This is a genomic window from Cognaticolwellia mytili (genome assembly GCF_002104475.1).
Taxonomy (GTDB): Bacteria; Pseudomonadota; Gammaproteobacteria; order Enterobacterales; family Alteromonadaceae; genus Cognaticolwellia; species Cognaticolwellia mytili.
The window spans coordinates 381425-401598 of sequence record NZ_NBOF01000001.1; the positions used below are offsets into that span (position 1 = coordinate 381425).

Below are 20174 nucleotides of genomic sequence, written 5' to 3' on the forward strand. Positions count from 1 at the left end.
TATTATGTTACTCAAGCTAGCTTGAGTAACTAGGCTGAAAACTTATAAGCCGAATGTACGCGATACTGAGAATACAACTCGGGTATCAGCGGTATCAATACTCATGCTAGTGTCTTCAAGCGCTAGGTTAAGATCAAAACCTTCCCAACTTGTCATGTATTCAGCACGGTAATGGTTGTAAGCGCTTTTACCATTCCAAGCCCATTTATTTTCGTTGTTCGATGTTGAGCGATCAAAACTAACTTTAACGTTATGGCCTTCAGCAACTTCAAAAGTATGAGCAATCATGGCAATATAATGGTTTGCATCGACACCAAAGTAATCCCAGCTATACCAGAAATTTAATTCAGTACTACCCATCGATGAGCTGTAGTTGAACTTAGTGTAAGCTTCAGGGTAGTTATAAGTATCAGAAGCTGAATCACCGTGGTAAGTGTAATAAGCAATACCTGCATCTAAGCCAATTTTTTCATTTAATTGAAAATACTGTCCAATGTAAGCGTCCCATTCGATGTTCGTATCATCCGCGCCACCAAAATCAACATTTGACGCCCAAGTACCTGCATAAAACCCGCTATCATTAGCATAATCTAAACTTGCTTGTAATGCTGGATCGTTACCTGTTTGGCTGACACCATTGAAGGTGTAATCAGACGCTAACTTAACTGTCGTAGATAGCTCAGCAGCAGCGCCAGCAGATAATGTTAATAAGCAGCTTGTTGCTATGGCGATAATACTTTTATTCATTTCATACTCTCTTTTTTGTTCAGTATATTTATATAAAAATTGTAGTGTTATTTTATTAATTCTATTTTATTAAAATCTAGTTCATTTTCTTTTGGAGCACATTCTATTTCACTTACCACTTTCAGCTTTGTAAATAAAATGTAGCCAAAACATGTGAAAAATAGTCCGATAACAATTGCGCCAACCCATTGTATTTGTAAGAAGTCCAATTTGAATAATAAAGTTAATAGACTTAACGCTGCCAAATTACCTAAGAAATATTTAACTCGGCCTAGTCGTGCTACGCCCAAATTCAGATTATCTGTGTATAAACGGATCAATGAATCGAGTGAATTAATAACGAATGTTATACCAACAAAGGCCATTGCTAGGTTGTAAAAACCAGCGGTATCCAAGCCATTTGCACTGTAGTAGTACAAGACAGTGAACCAAATTGCGATAGGAATAGATGGAAATACTAACATCGCTACTAACACTTGATAGGTGCGTAAGCCTCCAACGAAACGAGAAGTAAATTGACCGATCATGATGCTCCATGCAAACCACCAGTAAAGGTAAAACTCATGGTAATCATTAAGTGGTAGAACAAATTCATGGATATTACCAAAATAGCCGCCAAGTAAAGAAACTGTTTGGGCAAATTCGGCAATGCTTGAATTTTCTGATAAGAAAGCACCAGCCCACATTAACGCGATTAAGCCAATAAATAGCCAGGTAGTTGCTAGACTTAAAATTCTTACATAGCGAATACTGGTACTTGAATACACCGCTGCAGCAATAACAAGGAAGACAATAAGGTAAAAACTACCGATGACTGATTCACCGTCGCCTAAGGATGGTACATACCAAGGCAGGTTCGTTAATAGCAAGTAAGCCGTGAAAGCACAAGTGCCTATGATCACAACATTATTGATCAGCTTAATTAAAGGTATCTCGAAAAACTTCACACGAGGTTCAATAACACAGAAATAAAAACATGTTAAAAAGTAGAAACCCCAAATAAGGAAAGCCCAAAAGCCAAATTCAATCGATAACGGATTAGTAAAGCCATATTCAGGGCTTGTTGCTAAATCAGCGTAGCCAGCAAACTCAGTTAACGGGAACATGATAAGTCCAACATCAAGTCCAGAAGTGAATAAGATAGCAATGAAGGTAAATGTTTTAACGGGTGTAACACCTACGCAGCGAATATTTCCCCAACGAAATAATATCAGTGCGATAGCGGCAAAAGTAAATAGGATGCCAGCAGATAACCAAGTGGTCATAATGGTCTCCTAGTAGTGATGCTAAGTGATGTAAACAAGTATAAACTCCTCTTTTAGTTTTAAAAAAGAGTACTCGGAAACACTTAATTAAAGTGCCAAATCTCAATTGTCGCAACCATGAATCATTTCTTGACTGCGATAATTAATATCTGAACGAGTACTCGCGGTTATTGTTATTATATTTTTCGGTTATTTTAACGCTGCTGTTGTTGCCAATTAGGCGACATACGCACCTCAGCGTCAGACGGTGGTAATACTTTGTGCCCACGAATAATATCTGCGGCACGTTCAGCAACCATAATGGTTGGTGCATTCAAATTGCCATTTGGAATCGTTGGGAATATTGATGAGTCAACCACTCGTAGGCCTTCAATGCCATGTACTTTAGTGTCAGAGTCAACAACAGCCATCTCATCCTCTCCCATTTTACAAGAGCATGATGGGTGGTAGGCACTTTCAACAAATTGACGAACGAAAGTATCTATTTCTTCATCAGTTTGAACTTCAATACCGGGTTGAATTTCTTCACCACGGTATTCATCAAAGGCAGTTTGATGAATAATTTCTCGCGTTAGACGTACACAAGCGCGAAAGCCCTCTTTGTCATCTTCATGTTCAAGGTAATTGAAACAAATTTGTGGATGAGCTTTAGGATCATCCGATAGCACCTTGACTGCTCCGCGACTCTTCGGCTTATTATGACCAATATGAACTTGAAACCCATGGCCTGCAAAAGCTTCTTTACCATCGTAACGCATCGCTGCAGGTAAAAAATGATACTGTAAGTCAGGCCATTCAACTTCAGCTTTTGAACGAATAAAGCCACATGATTCAAAATGATTTGTTGCACCTAAGCCTTGCTTGGTCAAAATCCAACGGGTACCAATTAAAAACTTATTCCATAAGCCTAATTGACCATTGAGAGAAATCGGCTTTTTACATTTAAACTGGAAATAGAATTCAAGGTGATCTTGTAAGTTCTCACCAACACCAGGTAACTCATGATTAACGTCAATGCCAGCTTCTTCAAGTGTCGTTCTATTACCAATACCAGAAAGTTGTAATATATGCGGAGAGCCAATAGGGCCTGCAGACAGAATCACTTCTTTATTAACGTTTACATCGAATAACTTACCTTTGCGCTCGTAACGTACGCCGACAGTTTTTTTGCCATCGAGTAATACTTTATGTACTAAGGCATGAGTCACTACGGTTAAGTTATTACGTGCCATAGCAGGGCGTAAATAAGCGTTTGCTGTAGAACTACGCACACCATCTTTAATGGTCATGTGCATTGGGCCAAAACCTTCTTGCGCTGCACCATTATAATCGTCAGTAGCTAGATATCCCGCTTCAACACCGGCATCAACAAAGGCTTTATACAATGGGTTTTTCATTTGATTACCGTTGTTAACCCCTAATGGGCCTTCTTTGCCACGGTATTCATCACCAGGAAACGCCCAGGTTTCGGCTTTTTTAAAGTAGGGTAAACAATGGGCATAATCCCAATCTTTAGCGCCGTATTGCTGCCATTCATCAAAATCTTTTGCATGGCCACGAACATAAACCATACCATTAATTGATGAAGATCCGCCTAACACTTTACCGCGAGGACAATGCATACGGCGACCATCAAGATGAGGCTCAGGCTGAGTTTCAAACTGCCATGCATACTTTTTAGTGTTCATCGGAATAGACAGGGCTGTCGGCATTTGAATAAAAATGCTTTTATCACTACCACCGGTTTCAAGTAACAAAACGCTATTGTTGGCATCTTCACTTAAACGATTCGCGAGTACGCAGCCAGCAGAGCCAGCACCAACAATAATATAATCAAACTTTTTATTATTCATAATATTTCTTACTAATCATGTTATTGACTCAAAGTTATTTTGAGGCAATCTAAGTTCAGGGAGAGCTTCTTCGCTCAACTAGAATGGGCTGTCTAATGGTTGTAAGCCAACATATACTGCTTTTAATTGCGTATAATGGTTGAGCGTCGCTAAGCCATTTTCTCGACCTATCCCTGATTGCTTGTAACCACCAACTGGCATTTGTGCAGGGGATAAACCATAACTGTTTATCCAGCAAATCCCGGCATCCATTTTATGAATTACGCGATGAGCGCGAGTAATATCTTGTGTGAAAACGCCAGCTGCTAAACCGAATTCCGTTGCATTAGCGCGGGCAATAACTTCTTCTTCACCGTCAAAGGTCAATACTGACATTACTGGGCCAAATATTTCTTCCCGACAAATGGTCATCTCATCTGTACAATCTGTAAAAATGGTTGGCGCAATAAAATAGCCATTTGGCGCATCAGCAGGTTGTAATGCTTTTCCTCCATGCGCCAGGGTTGCACCTTCATCGATACCAATATTGATATATTTCATGACTAATTCGAAATGCTTAGCTGAGATTAACGCGCCAAAGTTGGTTTTTTCATCCATAGGATCACCAACAATGATATTGTCACGAGTACGTTGCAGTAACTTTTCGATGAATACTGGATAAATTGATTTTTCAACGAAAACACGGGTACCGTTAGTACAAATTTCACCTTGTGTGTAGAAGTTACCTAGCATTGCTGCAGAAACGGCGTTATCAACATCAGCGTCGTTAAAGATGATAAGCGGGGATTTCCCACCTAACTCCATAGTGACATCTTTAAGTGATGTTGCTGCACCAGCCATTACTTTTTTACCAGTGCCGACTTCGCCAGTAAAAGAAATTTTAGCGATATCCTGATGGTGAGTTAACCATGCACCTACGTCGCCGGCGCCTTGTACAACGTTGAATACGCCGTCAGGAATACCGGCTTCAGTAAATATTTCGGCAAGTTTTAACGCCCCTAATGGTGTTTCTTCTGATGGTTTGAAAATCATGCTATTACCACAAGCAAGCGCTGGCGCCGACTTCCAACAAGCTATCTGCAATGGGTAATTCCAAGCACCAATGCCAGCACATACACCTAGTGCTTCACGACGGGTATAATAAAAATCACCGTCAACTGATTGCTGATTTCCTTCAATTCCGGGGGCTAAACCAGCAAAAAATTCGATTGAATCGGCACCAGAAAGTACATCAACTACTGAGGCTTCTTGCCAAGGTTTACCGGTATCAAGTACTTCAATTTTTGCTAGCTCGTCATTACGCTCTCGTAATAAGTTAACTGCTTTGAGTAAAAGTCGACTGCGCGTCATCGCATCCATTGCTGACCAAGTAGCAAAACCACGTTGAGCACTCTCAATCGCCTGCTGTTTAATTTTTTCATCTGCAACTTCAACGTGATAAATAACTTTACCCGTTGCAGGGTTAATCACATCAAATGTTTCACCACTGTCGTTTGCCATGTAGGCACCATTGATAAAGTTCTTATAAGTTTTTAATGACAAGTTACTTCTCCGTACTACTTGATAAGATCAGCTATAAATTTTTTACATAACTGTTCAGCTTGTTTAAATTCTTCTTCAGGCTTCGCACTTAATGCACTGCGTAACCAAAAGCCATCAATCATTGCGGCCATTTGTTTAGCAGCGCTACGGGCCGACTTTGCATCAAGTAACTGATGAAAAGAGTATAGTAGGTTGCTGTATAAACGTTTGCTATTGATGTGCTGAAGCCTAGCTAAGCCAGGTTCATGCATTGATTGCGCCCAAAAGCTAAGCCAAGTTTTTGTTGCAGGAATAGATCGTTGGAAAGGAGTGAAATTGGCTTCAACGATCATATTAAGCCGTTCGACGGCCCCTAAGTTATTTTGTTCAACACGTTCAAGTAAAGCAAGTTTCAATTGTTCAAGCAGATGCTTAACCGTTGCATCAACCAAACCTTGTTTACCACCAAAATAATGACTGATAATTCCAGAAGACAAGCCTGCAATTTTACTAATGGTGATTATGGTTGTTTTTTGTAAACCAAATTGTGCAACAGATTCTAATGTAGCATTAATCAATTGTTGTTCACGAACGGGTTTCATACCGACTTTAGGCACTAATTTCTCAGAATTTTATTTTTAATTGAACGTTCAATTAATTATAATTCTAATGATTTTTGCTTTATTTATCAAGTAAAGATCATTAATGCAGATCAAGCCCTAGTTCTAAATACAGTTAAAAAGTGGCTAAAAATGGCATTTTAAACCGTATTGATGAGCTAATAAAAAATTTTATTGTTAAAAGGAAAGGTTCGTATTGAAACTATATATTGAACTGTATTCGTTCAGGGCTAATTATATAAGTGTAAATTGACGCTAAAGAAAATACTTAAAATCTCTAATAGCTTGTTGACATTAGTTTGCATTATCGCCAGTATGATGGCTATCCTCAAGTCGTTTTGGGGCAATTTCAATTGAAATTAAATCGCTGGTTTTTGTTAAACATAGTAGTAATAAGTTGTACTTCTTTTATTAACAAATCCTTTAAATAAATATCATCATTAAAGTTTTAATAAATAATAATGTTCACTGACAATCACAAGCAAGCACGAAATTTCGTGCGACTAACAATGAATAATCAGCAGCCGAATTTGGTCAATTGCTGGTTATCGCATGTGTATGCTTTTTGTCGGGTAAATAGGTAACAATACTGTTACTTAAGCCGCAGAGAAAAATACAGCGGCTTTTGTTTAGTAACTCTTCTCGAAATCCCTTTTTCTCTCTGCTTTGTTCATAGCAATTAAACCGCTATGTCTAATTAGGAGCTGATAACATTTAAAAAATATTATCAGCCCCCAATTTCACCAAAATAAACAATAGGAGAAAGGTAATGCCAGTTTCAGTGGCGTATTTAGCAGTAGTGATAATTTGGTCGACAACCCCACTAGGTATTGTCTGGAGTAGTGAAACAGTAAGTCCTACGCTAGCAGTACTTCTACGTATGTTGATCGCAATAGTACCTGGAATGATCATTTTAAAACTTGCTAATATAAATTTACCTTGGTCTGCACAAGCGCGAAAAATATATACCTATTCCTGCGTCGGGGTTTTTGGTGGGATGTTATTTGCCTACTTTGCAGCACAATACCTAGCTTCGGGAATGATGTCGCTAATTTTTGGTCTATCACCAATATTATCGGGAGTTTTGGCTCAAAAAATTCTTGGCGAGCCTAAATTCAGTATGGCAAAAAAGTTGGCGCTGGCATTAGCATTATTAGGATTATTTGTCGTTTGCTCTGATAGCATGTCGCTAAATGATAATAGTGTGATTGGTATAGCATCCATACTGCTTGCTGTATTCTTCTTTAGTATTAGTGGTGTGCTGGTGAAAAGTGTGAATATTGAAATTCATCCTTTAGCAACTACAGTCGGCGCTTTAACATTTAGCGTGCCTTTATTTGCTATAGTGTGGTTTTTAGTGGATGGCACTTTACCGTATCAAGAATGGCATGCTCGATCTATTTGGGCGATTCTATATTTAGGCATACTTGGCTCTTTGGTAGGTTTTTTAGCGTACTTTTTCATTTTGCAAAGATTAAGAGCGAGCACTGTGGCATTAATCACGATGATGACGCCGATATTTGCGCTTTACCTAGGCGCAGTGTTGAATAATGAAACCGTGAGCTTTAATTTAGTTTTTGGTGCCTTACTTGTCATGTGCGGTTTAGCGCTTTATCAGCGAAGTGGTAAATTAGCGTATTTGAAAGAAAAATCAGCATAAAGTAAGCGAAAGTTAGGCACTTTAAGTGGTGGTGACGGTACTTTCTTTTTAAATGAAAACGCCAAAGGGTTAGTCCTTTGGCGTTGTTTATTCATTTTTAGCTATTAACCTATTAACTTTAGCAAATTAACTTTAGCAAATTAACTTAACGGGTTAACTCAATATAGTCATTGACCATATCTTCAAGTACGTTAAGTGGTACTGCGCCATTGGTTAATACAACATCATGGAATTGGCGAATATCAAACTTACTGCCTAATTGCTCTTTAGCCATAGCACGTAATTGGAGTATTTTTAACATACCAATTTTATATGCAGTTGCTTGTGATGGCATCACAACATGGCGTTCAACCATTTTCACTGCGTCAGATTCAGCATTAGGCGTATTGCTAATGTAATACTTTAAACCTTGATCTCGGGTCCATTTCTTATTGTGAATACCGGTATCTACAACTAAACGACATGCACGCCATAATTCCATCGCTAAACGACCAAAGTCAGAATATGGGTCTTGATAAAAGCCAATTTCTTTTGGGATCATTTCTGAATATAAACCCCAACCTTCACTATAAGCGGTATAACCGCCAAATTTTCTAAACTTAGGAATGCCTTCTAACTCTTGTTTAAGGGCAATCTGCATGTGATGACCTGGAATGCCTTCGTGGTAAGCTAATGCTTCCATTTGATACGTAGGCATTGCTGCCATATCATATAGGTTAGCGTAGTAAATACCGGGGCGAGAGCCATCAGGTGCAGGCTGTTGATAAAAGGCTTTACCCGCTGACTTCTCTCTGAACGCTTCAACTTTTTTAACTTTTAAATCTGCTTTTGGCTTAGTAATGAATAACTGATCTAATTCGCCTTTCATGGTGTTAATTAAGTCGGTTGCTTCAGTTAAGTATTGTTCGCGACCGGCATCGTCACCTTCATAGTAAAACTGTTTATCGTGGCGCATAAATTCAAAGAACTCATTTAATGAGCCTTTAAAGCCAACTTTGTGCATAATCACGCGCATTTCGTTATGAATACGCTTAACTTCATTTAAACCTATTTGATGAATTTCATCAGCGCTTAAGTCTGTTGTTGTCGTACGATTTAAAGCGTTATTATAAAACTCATCACCTTGCGGAAACTTCCATGCGCCATCAGTATTGTCAGCTTTGGCTTCAAGTTTCGTTAAATAACGAATAAGTTGCTGGTAACCGCTTTTAAATTCTACCGTTAATGCTTTTTCTAGCTCTTTCATTAAAGCTTTTTTATCAGATGCTGCGATATCAAGTTTATTAACTTTAGCGATGAAGTCAGCATACAGGGTGCTATTTTTTTGTTGATCAAATGGTGCACCAACAAGTAAGTTTTTCGAGTCACGTACCACATGCTCAAAAACAAATTTTGGCGCAATAATACCTTTATTTTCTCTGATTTTAAGTTGATCAATTAACTGTTCAAGCAATAACTTGGCATTTTTTACACGGGCAATATAATCATGTGCTTGCTTAGTGTTTTTAATACTATGTTGATTGATTAGTAGCGCAGGTATTTGAGAATGTATACCGAACATTTGATTAACGGGATAGTTATGATGACGCCATTGGTAATCAGCGATTTGTTGTTCTAATTTTTGGGTCAACAATTGATAGCTTAATTTTGTTTGCTTATCTAGGCTCTTGATATCAATTACTTGAATTCGCAATAGTGCTTCTTTGGCAAATGCTAATTCTAAAGCGCTGTTTTCTTCTGAAAGGTTTTGCCATTTATCGTAATCAGTTTTGATGCCTAAGTAGGTTTGACGAACCGGGTTACGATTAACACCTTCCATAAAAATAGTATCAAATAATTCGTTTGCTGCTTTTGAAGCATTAGTTATTTTATTTAATTGTGTGGCTTCAGTAACAGTATTTGCTGTGTTAGTGACTTTTGTTGTGGTTTCATTACTACAGGCAACGGATAACGAAGCTGAAATAGCGATAACAAGTAGTGATTTTTTTAAGCGCATGCTTTTTCCCTAGTTTGAACAATGGACTATTTTGCCGTTATAAAGCAGGATGGATCAAGTAATGAACGCTCAGTTGTCTAATTATTGCGACAATCTCCTGCTGCAACTTTTTGCAACATCCCTTATTATTACGATACTTACATTTGCTGTATTTTAAGCTCAGCAAGTAAATAGTTAACCTGACCCCAGGTTAGGTAGATAATTCAGCGTTGTCTTTGGTTTTATGTGAATAAGAGTATTATTTAGAAATATGGGTAAAGAAAGTAAATCAACAATTACCTTTAAGTTGGCAGGTGGAACAGATAGGGCTTTTTTATTGGCGTTACGTAAAGCATCAATGGATAAGCACCTTATTACTGCAGGCATTACGTTGAATGACCAACAGCATATGCAGCGTATAGATGAATTCTTTAGTGATTCACACTTAATTTTAGTTAACAATCAAAGAATAGGTTTATTAAAACTTGGCATGTTCTCTGATCGTATTCATATTAGACAATTTCAACTACTGCCTGACTATCATGGCTTAGGTATTGGTAGTCTCATTCTCGATATGGTTAAACGTAAAGCTATTAAAAAACAAGTTTCGATCACCTTAAATGTATTATTGGATAACCCGGCAAAGCAATTGTATTTGCGCCATGACTTTGTTGTTAATGGTGTTAATGAACTTGAATATAATATGCGTTGGCAAAGGCCACAGTAATATCGACTTAAAACAACCTGAATTCTTTTCTAATAAAATTTACCAATAAAAAATCCAGAAAGGGTTACCCATCTGGATTTTTTGACTTTATTGTTGAATGTAGCGCTTAATAAATTTTGCCTTGCGCGCGCACTTTTTCTTTATCAACACGTGTTGGCGTTACCTCACCATCAACGAGTGATTGAGTAGCTGTTGCCAATGATTCGATAACTTTGTGCATTGAGGTTAAATCTAAGCTGGCAATATTGTCAGATACTTGATGATAATGTTGGTCTTTATCAAGCTGTGTGCTACTAAAGCTATGTGCTGGTACACCTAGTCGTGCCAATGTGGCATTATCAGAGCGATAAAACAAACCTTGCTCAGGGTAGGGGTCTTGGTAAATTTCAGTATTTAGAGCAACTAACTTCTCGTTAAGCAGCGCCCCTAAGTTTGAACGTTCCATACCTGTCATCCATACCGTTCCCGCACCAAATTTTGATGGTTTACCGATCATTTCAATATTAATCATAGCGATAACATCGTCTGGATTTAACTGCTGAGAAAAATATTTAGAGCCAAAGCCGCCAATTTCTTCTGCAGTAAATGCGCTGAACATTAAGGTACGTTTGTTGCGACCTTTTTCTTGGTAATATTGCGCTAAGTTTAGCACGGCAGTGGTACCTGAAGCATCGTCATCTGCGCCATTGTATATCTGCTTTCCGTCGGGTGTTGTCCCTAAATGATCATAATGTGAGGAATATAGAACAACTTCTTCTGGGCTTTCTACGCCAGGTAAAACACCAACAACATTGGTTAATGACTGCTGAGTGATTTCTGCACTAGCGCTGACATTATATTTTTCGATGTTTGCTTCGTCACTTAGTACCATGACAATAGCGCCACGGTGTTCAAGTGAAAGTTTAGTTAAACCACGCTTAAAATAGCCTTGATAACCCTTAAATAACTTTGCATGAGCTGTGTTAATAATAACTAAATGCTGACCACCGCTTTGGTTAAGCTTACTTAAGGTTGCACGCATATCATCGTCTTTAGCGATAACATGTGTCTGAGCATTGCCTTGCTGCCAACTAAGCTTTTTCATTGTTGATGCTATGGCCAAATTTTCACTACTGATATTATTTTCATTCAATGAAACAGCAAGTGCTTGGGGCTTAATTTGATGGACAGTAAAGCTTTGCAGAAAACTACTGTTTTCATTTGAAGCTAAAGGCTTTAAACCAATATCAGCAAAACGTTTGGCAATGTAATCAGCCGCTTTTTCTATTTCCGGACTAAAGCTAGCACGACCTTTTAAGTTATCTCCAGCCAAGTAGGTAATGTCTTTGATCACTTGCTTTGACGAAATTAATTCTGCAAAACTAGAAAAGCTGCTTGTTATAGCAATTGCAGCGACTAAAGCTTTCAGTCGAAAGTTGTTAGCTGTTTTCATTTGAGTATTAAAAATGTTCATCATATTTATTATCATCGTTATTTATGAGCCAATACTATTGAGTATTTGAATTAATAAATCAATACCTTAGTACAGTAAGTAATAGTGATTTTGTTATGGCTAAAGTGGTTATTTCAGCTTAGTTAATTCTATTAACAATGTTTCATCGCCACTGGTTAACCACAGTTGACCGTCTTGTATACTAATTTGAAACTCCATTGAACGATCAGCAAGTAACTCTAAAGTTTGAGCCGTTTCTTCACTAAAGCTTTCTATTGATAATTTATTGAATTGATTTAGTTTACTTTGTGATTGCTGCCACCAAGTATCAACACTTGAGCCATAACAATACAATTTTACTTGTTGAGAGCGATTACAAGCTTTCTTTAAACGTTTCTCGTCAAGTTGACCAAGCTCTATCCACAGTTCAATTTCTTCACTGTAATTTATTTGCCAGATCGCCGCTTCATCTTCATCACTAACACCTTTACCAAATTGTAAGTGTTCGTTAGCGTTAAGCACAAAGGCAATAAGCCTGATCATCATGCGACGGTCAGTTTCAGAAGGATGCTGCGCTACGGTTAATTGTAAAGTGTCGTAATAGTTACGATCCATATCAGACAGGTGAATCGTTGCTTTATTGATGGTAGATTTTAAGGCCATAACGTCTTATTGTTAAATTTGATTAGCTAATTCAGCATATTAACGTGTATTTTCTTCATGTGATAGCAACTTATAGTCACTTAATCGATAAATTGTTATATCTTGGGTGAATAGCTAGCATAATGTGGATTAATTTAGGTGATATAACTATCAGTGATAGACTACGTTCAATTCATTTTAGTTTAAAGCTAACAAGCACACGCTAAAATATAAAACTAATAAAGTTCAAACCCCTTTTTCATATGGAAGCAGCAATTATGACTATTCAATCATTTATTCCGCCACAGCGTACTTTAATGGGGCCAGGCCCATCAGATGTTAGCCAACGTGTTTTGTCTGCACTCGCAAGGCCAACCGTTGGCCATTTAGATCCAACATTTATCACCATGATGGATGAGCTAAAGCAGCTATTACAGTATGCATTTAAAACAAGCAACGCTAACACTATGGCAATATCAGCGCCAGGCTCTGCGGGTATGGAAGCTTGTTTTGTTAACCTAGTTACGCCCGATGATACCGTTGTTGTTTGTCGTAATGGTGTGTTTGGTGCGCGCATGATTGAAAACGTAAAACGTATTGGTGCTAAGTTAGTTGTTGTTGACTCACCGTGGGGTAGAGCTGTTGAAACTCAGCTTTTGGAAGATGCCTTAATCGCGAACCCTCAAGCCAATTTTGTGGCTTTTGTACATGCTGAAACTTCAACAGGTGCCGTTTCTGATGCAAAAACCTTATGTGAAATTGCTAAGCGCCATCAATGTTTAACAATTGTTGATGCGGTGACCTCATTAGGCGGCATTGAACTGAGAGTTGATGATTGGGGTATTGATGCTATTTATTCAGGTAGCCAAAAATGTTTATCTTGTGTGCCGGGAATATCGCCAATAAGTTTTAGTGATCAAGCCAGTGAAGTTATCGCCAATAGAACGACACCTGTGCAAAGTTGGTTTTTGGACCAATCACTCGTAATGGGATATTGGTCAGGTGAGGGCAAACGAGCATATCATCATACTGCGCCAGTAAACTCTTTATATGCATTACATGAGTCTTTGTTAGTGCTACAACAAGAGGGCATTGAAAACGCATGGGCAAGACATAAACTTCAGCATGAAAAACTTGCGAAAGGTTTAGTTAATCTAGGATTGGATTTTATTGTGCCAGAAGAAGAGCGCTTACCACAACTTAACTCAGTTTATATTCCAAAAGGTATTGATGATGCGAAAGTGCGTCAATATTTATTGCAGGAATACAATCTTGAAATTGGTGCTGGCCTTGGTCAATTTGCTGGGCAAGCATGGCGAATTGGCTTAATGGGCTATACGGCCCGTAGCGAAAATGTCGCATTATGTTTAAGCGCCCTAGCGGATGCATTAAATAAATTTCGTAGTTAACTAACTCTAATTAAGGAGTTAATACTTTACGCAATTGAAATGCATGTGTTGTTATAAAGCCATACTATTTTGAACAGTATGGCTTTTTTGTTTTAACGGGGCTTGAATAAAATGACGATTAGAATGCAAACTTTATTTAGGTATTTGTTTTAGCCATTTTATGAAAGTTATTAACTACCAACTACCTGAGTTTTCCATACTTAACCACGGCTCTTGTGGTGTTAAACGCTCGCCTTTTTGTAATAGCTCAATAGAAACATTATCTGGCGATTTTACAAATGCCATATGACCACAGCGTGGTGGACGATTAATGGTAACACCAGCCACCATCAATTTTTCACAGGTTTGATAAATATCATCTACTTCAAAGGCTAAATGGCCAAAGTTACGGCCGGTAGTATAATCTTCTTCTGAGCCCCAGTTATGAGTCAGCTCAATTTCAGCAGCACCTGGTTCTGTCGCTAAAAAAATTAAGGTAAATTTTCCTTCTGGTACATCTACGCGCTTTGTTTCAACTAAGCCCAGTTTAGTTATGTAAAAGTCTAGCGACTGTTCAACGTTTTTAACACGAACCATAGTGTGTAAAAATTTCATTTGTATAGGATCCTATAATCTTCAAGTGTGCTTGAGTTTACACTGTTGTATAGGTTGTAGAGAAGATACTTGCGGCAAGTAATGAAACTAAATTTTAGTTAATTCATTTTGTGGGAATTGAGTTGGGGCAATTTACGCACTTAACGTGGTGCTCATTTAACATTGAATGTGGAGTGGGTGCCTGGTTTATTCTCTAATGTTTGAGCAACATCCTTAGATAAAACGTCGTCTCTTAAGCTTAGCTGTACTGCTTTGATTTTGAAATCGACTGGATAGAACCATGTCTCTTTAGCTTGGGTATATTTGGGCATTGCAGCCTCCTCAACGTAATGAGGAGGTGCCTATTAAAACGGGGGAACTTCATAGTCCCGCTTGATTGACTCGTTAGATTTTTTCATTGCCTAAAACGGCAAAACTTTCGAATTCTAAAACAGTTTTATTATCAACGCATGAATAAAGACCAGGAATGTCTCTTTTCAAACCAAATCTACAAACTTGTTCAATTACTTTACTTACAGTTGATTCGGCAACTTCAATATCACCTAAGTTCCAATCTTTAGATAATTTCTCATGTACTATTTTATTTCTCTGAGCTTGAAGCTGGTTTAAATCGATCACTAGTTTAGAGTCTACATCCTCTTTACATAATTTAGCTATTTTTGAAAGCACAAGTCCATACTTCCCCTTAGAAGCAGAAGATGCCGCTTTCTCGGCCAGAGAATTCATTAAGTCTTGGTATGTATCTACTTTCAACATTTCCTTTAGCGAAACCAACCCTTTATTATCTTCTTTACCTATAAATTCATACATAGAACTTGGGTTTTGGATAAAATAACACCTAAGAAATTCTTTTACTGTAATTTCAAAGGTTGTACACAGACTTGTTATAGTCAGACCTGCAAAGTGATTCAATGCAGAAGTAATACTATTCATTTTCATATGACTCAAATCTTTATGAGTGTCTTCATGATGAAGCGAGGGCTTTAAAGCCATATATTCATAAGAATTTATATGGGCATTTATTGCCTCTTTATTATTTACAAAATCAGAAAAGTGCATAAAGGCAGAGTAATCCTCTAAAGACTTAAATCGAAAAAAATCACCATTGAATAAGTGTGTATGTGGCATATTAATCCTAAAAAATATAACGCTTTGCTAAACGGCTAAAAATGGCTGGCTATAATAGCGAGGTACGAGCACAACCAACTGTTTTTTCCATTTGAACGGCTTTTTATGTGTAAATCACTCGCCACCACCGCCATCTCCACCACCGAAACCGCCGCCTCCATCGTCTCCTCCACTATAAGATGAAGAACCAAAAAACGCCCCAAAAATACCGACCCCTGATATAGAAGTAATTGTATTGTTCATTGATTCGGTAGATTCATTATCAGGAGTGTTAGCTGTGGAAGTTGCTACGTCGCAGTACATTAAATATGCGTAATGTATATGCCTTTTATCAAAACCCATTTCATCTATGGCTTTATCAACTTGACCTTTTGTGTACGTTTTTGAGCCGCCGTACCTTTTAGCTAATGCAGGACGAAGTTTGTGCTTATACTTTCGAATAGTCGACTTTTTACCAAACATTGATGTAACTCCTTTTACGCATAACGCCTCACTAAGAGGAAAATTGCAGTTGGCTAAAATAAGTGAGGCACGAACAAAAAGCCAACTGTAATTTGTCCGACTTGAAAACCTTTGTTAGGTTTTATCTCACACTTTAATGAACTGCCGACTGAATAACGTACCAGTTATCGTTTTTTTTATATATGTCAAATTCAATCACTGCATCCCGCTTTTCATAGATACCTTTCCAAACGAGCCTGAAAATATCTAAACCATCGAAGCTACAATTTCTTAACTTACATAGAAACTCGTAGCCCGTATTCATGCCGTTCCTTTCATGCATACCCTTGATGTCATCTGAAAACCTCTCTCTCGAAAAATTAACAAGGTACTTTTTTTCATATCGCTTCGTATACAAGTCGAAGTTTTCCGTGTCATCTGCTTCGAGCATTTCTTTCAGGTATTTTTCAGCGATGGCCAGTACTTCAGAAGAATCTGTCATATTTTCATCCTTGTGTTTGATTTCTTGTTTAATTATTTGTTATATGTGATTAGATAAGCCATACCATTGCATTGAATATGGGTATTACAACTGGCAGTACTTCTATTAACCAAACAAGAATCAAAAACTAAAGCATTACCGCCTAATTTTTGAGTTTTAACTTTTAAATCAGAAATTAGACCTTCTTTACTGGGTTTGTAGTCTCTAATATCTTTTTGACAATATTGGGTTTCAACATAGCCTACCTGCGAAGCACCTAATTTCCATACTTCATAGTTCGTATATCTTTTCACTACACTCTTTCTAATTTTGTTTTCAGCATAAATGCCAGCATTAGACTTAAATGTAGCTGTCGAACAGCCATTTAAAAGAAAACATATGATCGGGAACAAAAATTTCATGCGAACTCCATTAGCATATAACGCCGTTTTAAGCGGCAAGTTGCTGTTGGCTAAAATGTTGAGGGACGAAAATAGTAAATTGTATTTTGTCCTTATTTAACAGGTTGTTAGCTGGTTCTGTCTGCCGTAACATAAAGCCTACATGCTATTTTAATATCTGTTACTGTAATGAAATATTGTTTAAATCAGTGATCAATAGTTGAGTTTGTAAATACATTTCTGGAGTGTTTTGGTTAACTCTAACTGGGCAGCCGAATTTCACACAATACGTTTTGGCTAAGGCTGTGCCTTTTACTTTGATTTTCTTTCCTAATAATTCTGCTTCGTTTTTAATATTATACTTTTGTGAAAATTGCGAAACAACTTTTGGCGTTAAATGTACATTAAGGCTAAAAGAAGATCTGTAATTCAGCCCTGAATTTAGGTACCACCGACCGCTTTCTGTTCCACTAGCGACTCCAACACTTTTGACTTCAAATTGAGTAATAGCGCGTACATGTTTATTTTTAGTAGTTTTAGAAATAATATCGTGAACTGTTTTTTCTTTCCAATCAATTGGAGATGCACAGCCTGCAATAAAAAATATTAATATAAGTAATAAAGTTTTCATAAGTTACCTTCCTTGTAAACGCCGAAGCCAAGTGTTGAAAAAATATAACGCTTTGCTAAGCGGTAATAAAATAGTTGGCTAAAATGTTGAACGCAGGAGCAAAACCAACTGTTTTTTGTGATCTTCCCCCGATAAAATGGACACTCTCCATTTCAATTTACTGCTAATTCATACTCAGCAGGTGGTTTATATCCTAAACTTGAATGCAGTCGTTGTCTATTGTAAAAATAATTCAGGTAACCTTTTAATTTTATGCGTAATTTATTCATCGTCTCAAAATTATTTCCTCGAATGATGTCAGCTTTGAGTGAGTGAAAAATGATTCAACTTTGGCATTATCAATACAGCAGCCTGGACGATTCATGCTCGCTTTAATGTTATGTTTAATTAAAAACTGTTGTACCACATGCGCTCTATACTCAGCCCCTCTATCGGTATGAAATAGCACGGTTTCTGTAGGCTTTCGTTTCTTGATAGCAAGCTGTAATGCTTTTAGCGTTAATGCGGTGGTTTTGTTTTTACCCAATGCCCAGCCTATTACTCGCCGAGAATATAAATCAATCACAACAACTAAGTAATGCCAACGAGCGCCAACTTTTAGGTACGTAATATCGCCCGACCATTGCTGATTGATAGCATCAGGCTTACTGATATTTTTACGATTATTTTTAATCTCTTTATAGAAAAACTTTACTTTGGCAGGTTTACTGTATGTTTTAAGTGCCCGAGCTCTTAAACCATTTTCTTGCATCAGCCGCGCAACACGTTTTTCACTGGTAAAGATGCCTTCACGTTTGAATGCATGAAATACGCGAGGGCTACCATAGGTTCATCTATTCACGATGAAAATATGATTAATGTGTGCAAATAAGTCAATATCTGCTTTTGCTCTTAAGGATTTAGGTCGCTTGAGGCAAGCATAGTAGCCACTGCAAGAAACCTTGAGCCAAGTGCAAAGGTATTTAACGCCTAGTTTTGGTCCGTGCTGTTGGACGAATCCAAATCGCTCTGATGAACTTCCGCTAGATACCGTTGCCACTTTTTTAGTAAATCATTCTCCAACTTTAAACGTTCATTTTATTTTTTTTCACCTGTTTGATTTTATTCAATTTTTTATTTGTGAGTTTAACCATGAGTTCATTATTGCTGTTGTAGCGCGGTTTGATTGAAAACTTACCTTCTCGATATTATTTTCGCCAGCGAGAAAGCATGAACGGGTGAATATCAAGTGCTTGAGCAACATCCTTAGATAAAACGTCGTCTCTTAAGCTTAGCTGTACTGCTTTGATTTTGAAATCGACAGGATAGAACCATGTCTTTTTAGGTTGGGTATATCTAGGCATTTTAGCCTCCTCAATGTTATGAAGAGGTGTCCACTAAAACGGGGGAACTTCATTGTCCCTGTTTAATTACTTGTTAGGTGTGTTCGTTAGAATAAAGTTCGACTTCTTTCCAGACCCTAAGAATATTACCGCTAAGGATTTTCTGTATATCAGACTCAGAATAACCACGTTTCAAAAGTTCAGCGACCACCTTAGGATAACCCGATACATCGGGTACATCAGTTGGAGTTGGTATAACGCCATCAAAATCTGACCCAAGCCCGACATGATCAATACCAGCAACTTTTACTGCATGGTCAATGTGATCAACCAAATCTCTCACGCTTCCCAACTTTATAACAGATTGCCAATGATCTAAGTATGCTGCTGCTTTTCTGCTAAAATCTGCAATATTATGTTTTTCCAAGTACTTCTCGTAAGTTATCCAAAGTTTATCGTTCAAGTCTTTATATTCCGGTTTTAAAAAAGCAGCCCCAAAATTAATTTGTATAACGCCGCCATTTTTTGCCAGAGCTCTAAGCATTTCATCTGTCATGTTACGCTTGTAATCAGGTGTCAACTTCCGACATGAAGAATGAGAAGCAATCACAGGAACATCTACAAGCTCTAAAACTTGATAATAAGTCGAATCAGCGACATGAGACACATCAATCATTACGCCTTTTTTTTGCATCTCTATAACAGCAAGCTGACCAAATGGACTTAGTCCATTCCACTTTGGCTTATATTCTCCGGAAGAGTCTCCCATTTGATTGTGTTTGCTATGAGTAAGAGTAATGTACTTAACACCTCGATTTGCAAAATAAGATATATTAGATAAATCAGATCCTATTGCAGCGCCATTCTCTAAACCAATGGCAAGTCCGACCTTAGGACTACTTAGCAACTGTTTCGTGTCACTTACTGAACGCACTAAACTAAATTTATTTGGATGTTCTTGTACCCAACCTTCTATCATTTGTAAAAGTTGAACAGCGTGATTTTTTGCTTCTTGATCATTCTCATAAATTTGCGGCACAAATAATGACATAAAAGCTAAATTCAATCCGCCTTCACTTGCCCTTTCAAAATCAAAGTGACCACCAGACGTGCGCTTGGAAATATCTAAGGGGTAATTCATAAGACGACTTGGTGTATCAATATGGGTATCAATTATTAACGATTTTTGTGTGATTCTTTGAGATTCTATTGCGATAAGAACATCTTTTGTAGGCTCTAGAGAAGAACAACTCAATAGAATTGAACATAATACTATTATTGAAAATTCCTTAAACATACGGTTTAACTCCCATATATGATAAACA

At 37.6% G+C, this 20174-nt stretch carries 18 protein-coding genes and 2 pseudogenes; 3 read left to right on the top strand and 17 right to left on the bottom strand.

Translation table 11 applies throughout. The features are described from left to right. Positions 1 to 42: 42 nt before the first annotated feature. The 5 genes from B7C41_RS01505 to betI all read right to left on the bottom strand — a co-directional run bounded on the left by B7C41_RS01505 (position 43) and on the right by betI (position 5988). Positions 43 to 747, bottom strand: coding sequence for a TorF family putative porin (locus B7C41_RS01505; protein WP_085296991.1), 705 nt, complete (start codon positions 745 to 747; stop codon positions 43 to 45). Positions 748 to 794: 47 nt separating this feature from the next. After that, the gene (locus tag B7C41_RS01510) at positions 795 to 2012 is read right to left on the bottom strand and encodes a choline transporter (protein WP_085296992.1); all 1218 of its coding nucleotides are present in this window, start codon (positions 2010 to 2012) and stop codon (positions 795 to 797) included. A 194-nt stretch (positions 2013 to 2206) separates the two neighbouring features. Then, positions 2207 to 3865, bottom strand: a complete 1659-nt coding sequence (gene betA / locus B7C41_RS01515) for a choline dehydrogenase (protein WP_085296993.1) — start codon at positions 3863 to 3865, stop codon at positions 2207 to 2209. Between the two features lie 78 nt (positions 3866 to 3943). Then, a complete protein-coding gene (gene betB / locus B7C41_RS01520) occupies positions 3944 to 5407 on the bottom strand; it encodes a betaine-aldehyde dehydrogenase (RefSeq protein ID WP_085296994.1) in 1464 nt (487 codons plus the stop codon). A gap of 14 nt (positions 5408 to 5421) precedes the next feature. Further along, a complete protein-coding gene (gene betI / locus B7C41_RS01525) occupies positions 5422 to 5988 on the bottom strand; it encodes a transcriptional regulator BetI (RefSeq protein WP_085296995.1) in 567 nt (188 codons plus the stop codon). Between the two features lie 787 nt (positions 5989 to 6775). Between betI and B7C41_RS01530 the strand changes: the two genes are divergently transcribed. Continuing rightward, the gene (locus B7C41_RS01530) at positions 6776 to 7666 is read left to right on the top strand and encodes a DMT family transporter (protein ID WP_085296996.1); all 891 of its coding nucleotides are present in this window, start codon (positions 6776 to 6778) and stop codon (positions 7664 to 7666) included. A 145-nt stretch (positions 7667 to 7811) separates the two neighbouring features. Here B7C41_RS01530 and B7C41_RS01535 read toward each other — a convergent pair whose 3' ends face one another. Next, positions 7812 to 9662, bottom strand: a complete 1851-nt coding sequence (locus B7C41_RS01535; RefSeq protein ID WP_085296997.1) for a DUF885 domain-containing protein — start codon at positions 9660 to 9662, stop codon at positions 7812 to 7814. Positions 9663 to 9912: 250 nt separating this feature from the next. On the opposite strand from B7C41_RS01535, the gene B7C41_RS01540 reads away from it, so the two are divergent. Continuing rightward, positions 9913 to 10368, top strand: coding sequence for a GNAT family N-acetyltransferase (locus B7C41_RS01540; RefSeq protein ID WP_085296998.1), 456 nt, complete (start codon positions 9913 to 9915; stop codon positions 10366 to 10368). Positions 10369 to 10474: 106 nt separating this feature from the next. Here the strand turns inward: B7C41_RS01540 and B7C41_RS01545 are convergent, their stop codons facing one another. Further along, the gene (locus B7C41_RS01545) at positions 10475 to 11824 is read right to left on the bottom strand and encodes a M28 family metallopeptidase (protein WP_235839574.1); all 1350 of its coding nucleotides are present in this window, start codon (positions 11822 to 11824) and stop codon (positions 10475 to 10477) included. Positions 11825 to 11929: 105 nt separating this feature from the next. After that, on the bottom strand, positions 11930 to 12463 hold the full coding sequence (locus B7C41_RS01550; RefSeq protein WP_085296999.1) for a YaeQ family protein: 534 nt from the start codon (positions 12461 to 12463) through the stop codon (positions 11930 to 11932). 257 nt (positions 12464 to 12720) lie between these two features. Between B7C41_RS01550 and B7C41_RS01555 the strand changes: the two genes are divergently transcribed. Then, positions 12721 to 13851 carry a pyridoxal-phosphate-dependent aminotransferase family protein gene (locus B7C41_RS01555; RefSeq protein ID WP_085297000.1) on the top strand — a complete coding sequence of 377 codons (1131 nt, stop codon included), beginning with the start codon at positions 12721 to 12723 and terminating at the stop codon, positions 13849 to 13851. 174 nt (positions 13852 to 14025) lie between these two features. Here B7C41_RS01555 and B7C41_RS01560 read toward each other — a convergent pair whose 3' ends face one another. The 9 genes and pseudogenes from B7C41_RS01560 to B7C41_RS01595 form a co-directional block, all read right to left on the bottom strand. Further along, the gene (locus B7C41_RS01560) at positions 14026 to 14445 is read right to left on the bottom strand and encodes a VOC family protein (RefSeq protein ID WP_085297001.1); all 420 of its coding nucleotides are present in this window, start codon (positions 14443 to 14445) and stop codon (positions 14026 to 14028) included. Positions 14446 to 14627: 182 nt separating this feature from the next. After that, positions 14628 to 14756 (bottom strand): annotated as a pseudogene (locus B7C41_RS20010) (IS3-like element ISCps9 family transposase); the annotation flags it as partial. A 73-nt stretch (positions 14757 to 14829) separates the two neighbouring features. After that, the gene (locus B7C41_RS01565) at positions 14830 to 15573 is read right to left on the bottom strand and encodes a HEPN domain-containing protein (protein WP_085297002.1); all 744 of its coding nucleotides are present in this window, start codon (positions 15571 to 15573) and stop codon (positions 14830 to 14832) included. 114 nt (positions 15574 to 15687) lie between these two features. Then, the gene (locus tag B7C41_RS01570) at positions 15688 to 16035 is read right to left on the bottom strand and encodes a DUF6559 family protein (RefSeq protein ID WP_085297003.1); all 348 of its coding nucleotides are present in this window, start codon (positions 16033 to 16035) and stop codon (positions 15688 to 15690) included. 133 nt (positions 16036 to 16168) lie between these two features. After that, positions 16169 to 16516 (bottom strand): hypothetical protein, encoded by a 348-nt coding sequence (locus B7C41_RS01575; RefSeq protein WP_085297004.1) that lies wholly within the window; start codon positions 16514 to 16516, stop codon positions 16169 to 16171. Positions 16517 to 16548: 32 nt separating this feature from the next. After that, positions 16549 to 16917: a hypothetical protein gene (locus B7C41_RS01580; protein ID WP_085297005.1), complete on the bottom strand. Its 369-nt coding sequence runs from the start codon at positions 16915 to 16917 to the stop codon at positions 16549 to 16551. Positions 16918 to 17077: 160 nt separating this feature from the next. Beyond that, entirely contained in the window at positions 17078 to 17527 is a 450-nt protein-coding gene (locus tag B7C41_RS01585; RefSeq protein WP_085297006.1) for a hypothetical protein, read from the bottom strand. 152 nt (positions 17528 to 17679) lie between these two features. After that, positions 17680 to 18870: pseudogene (locus B7C41_RS01590) on the bottom strand (IS3 family transposase). A 73-nt stretch (positions 18871 to 18943) separates the two neighbouring features. Then, positions 18944 to 20146 (bottom strand): dipeptidase, encoded by a 1203-nt coding sequence (locus B7C41_RS01595; protein WP_085297007.1) that lies wholly within the window; start codon positions 20144 to 20146, stop codon positions 18944 to 18946. Between the last annotated feature and the right edge of the window lie 28 nt (positions 20147 to 20174).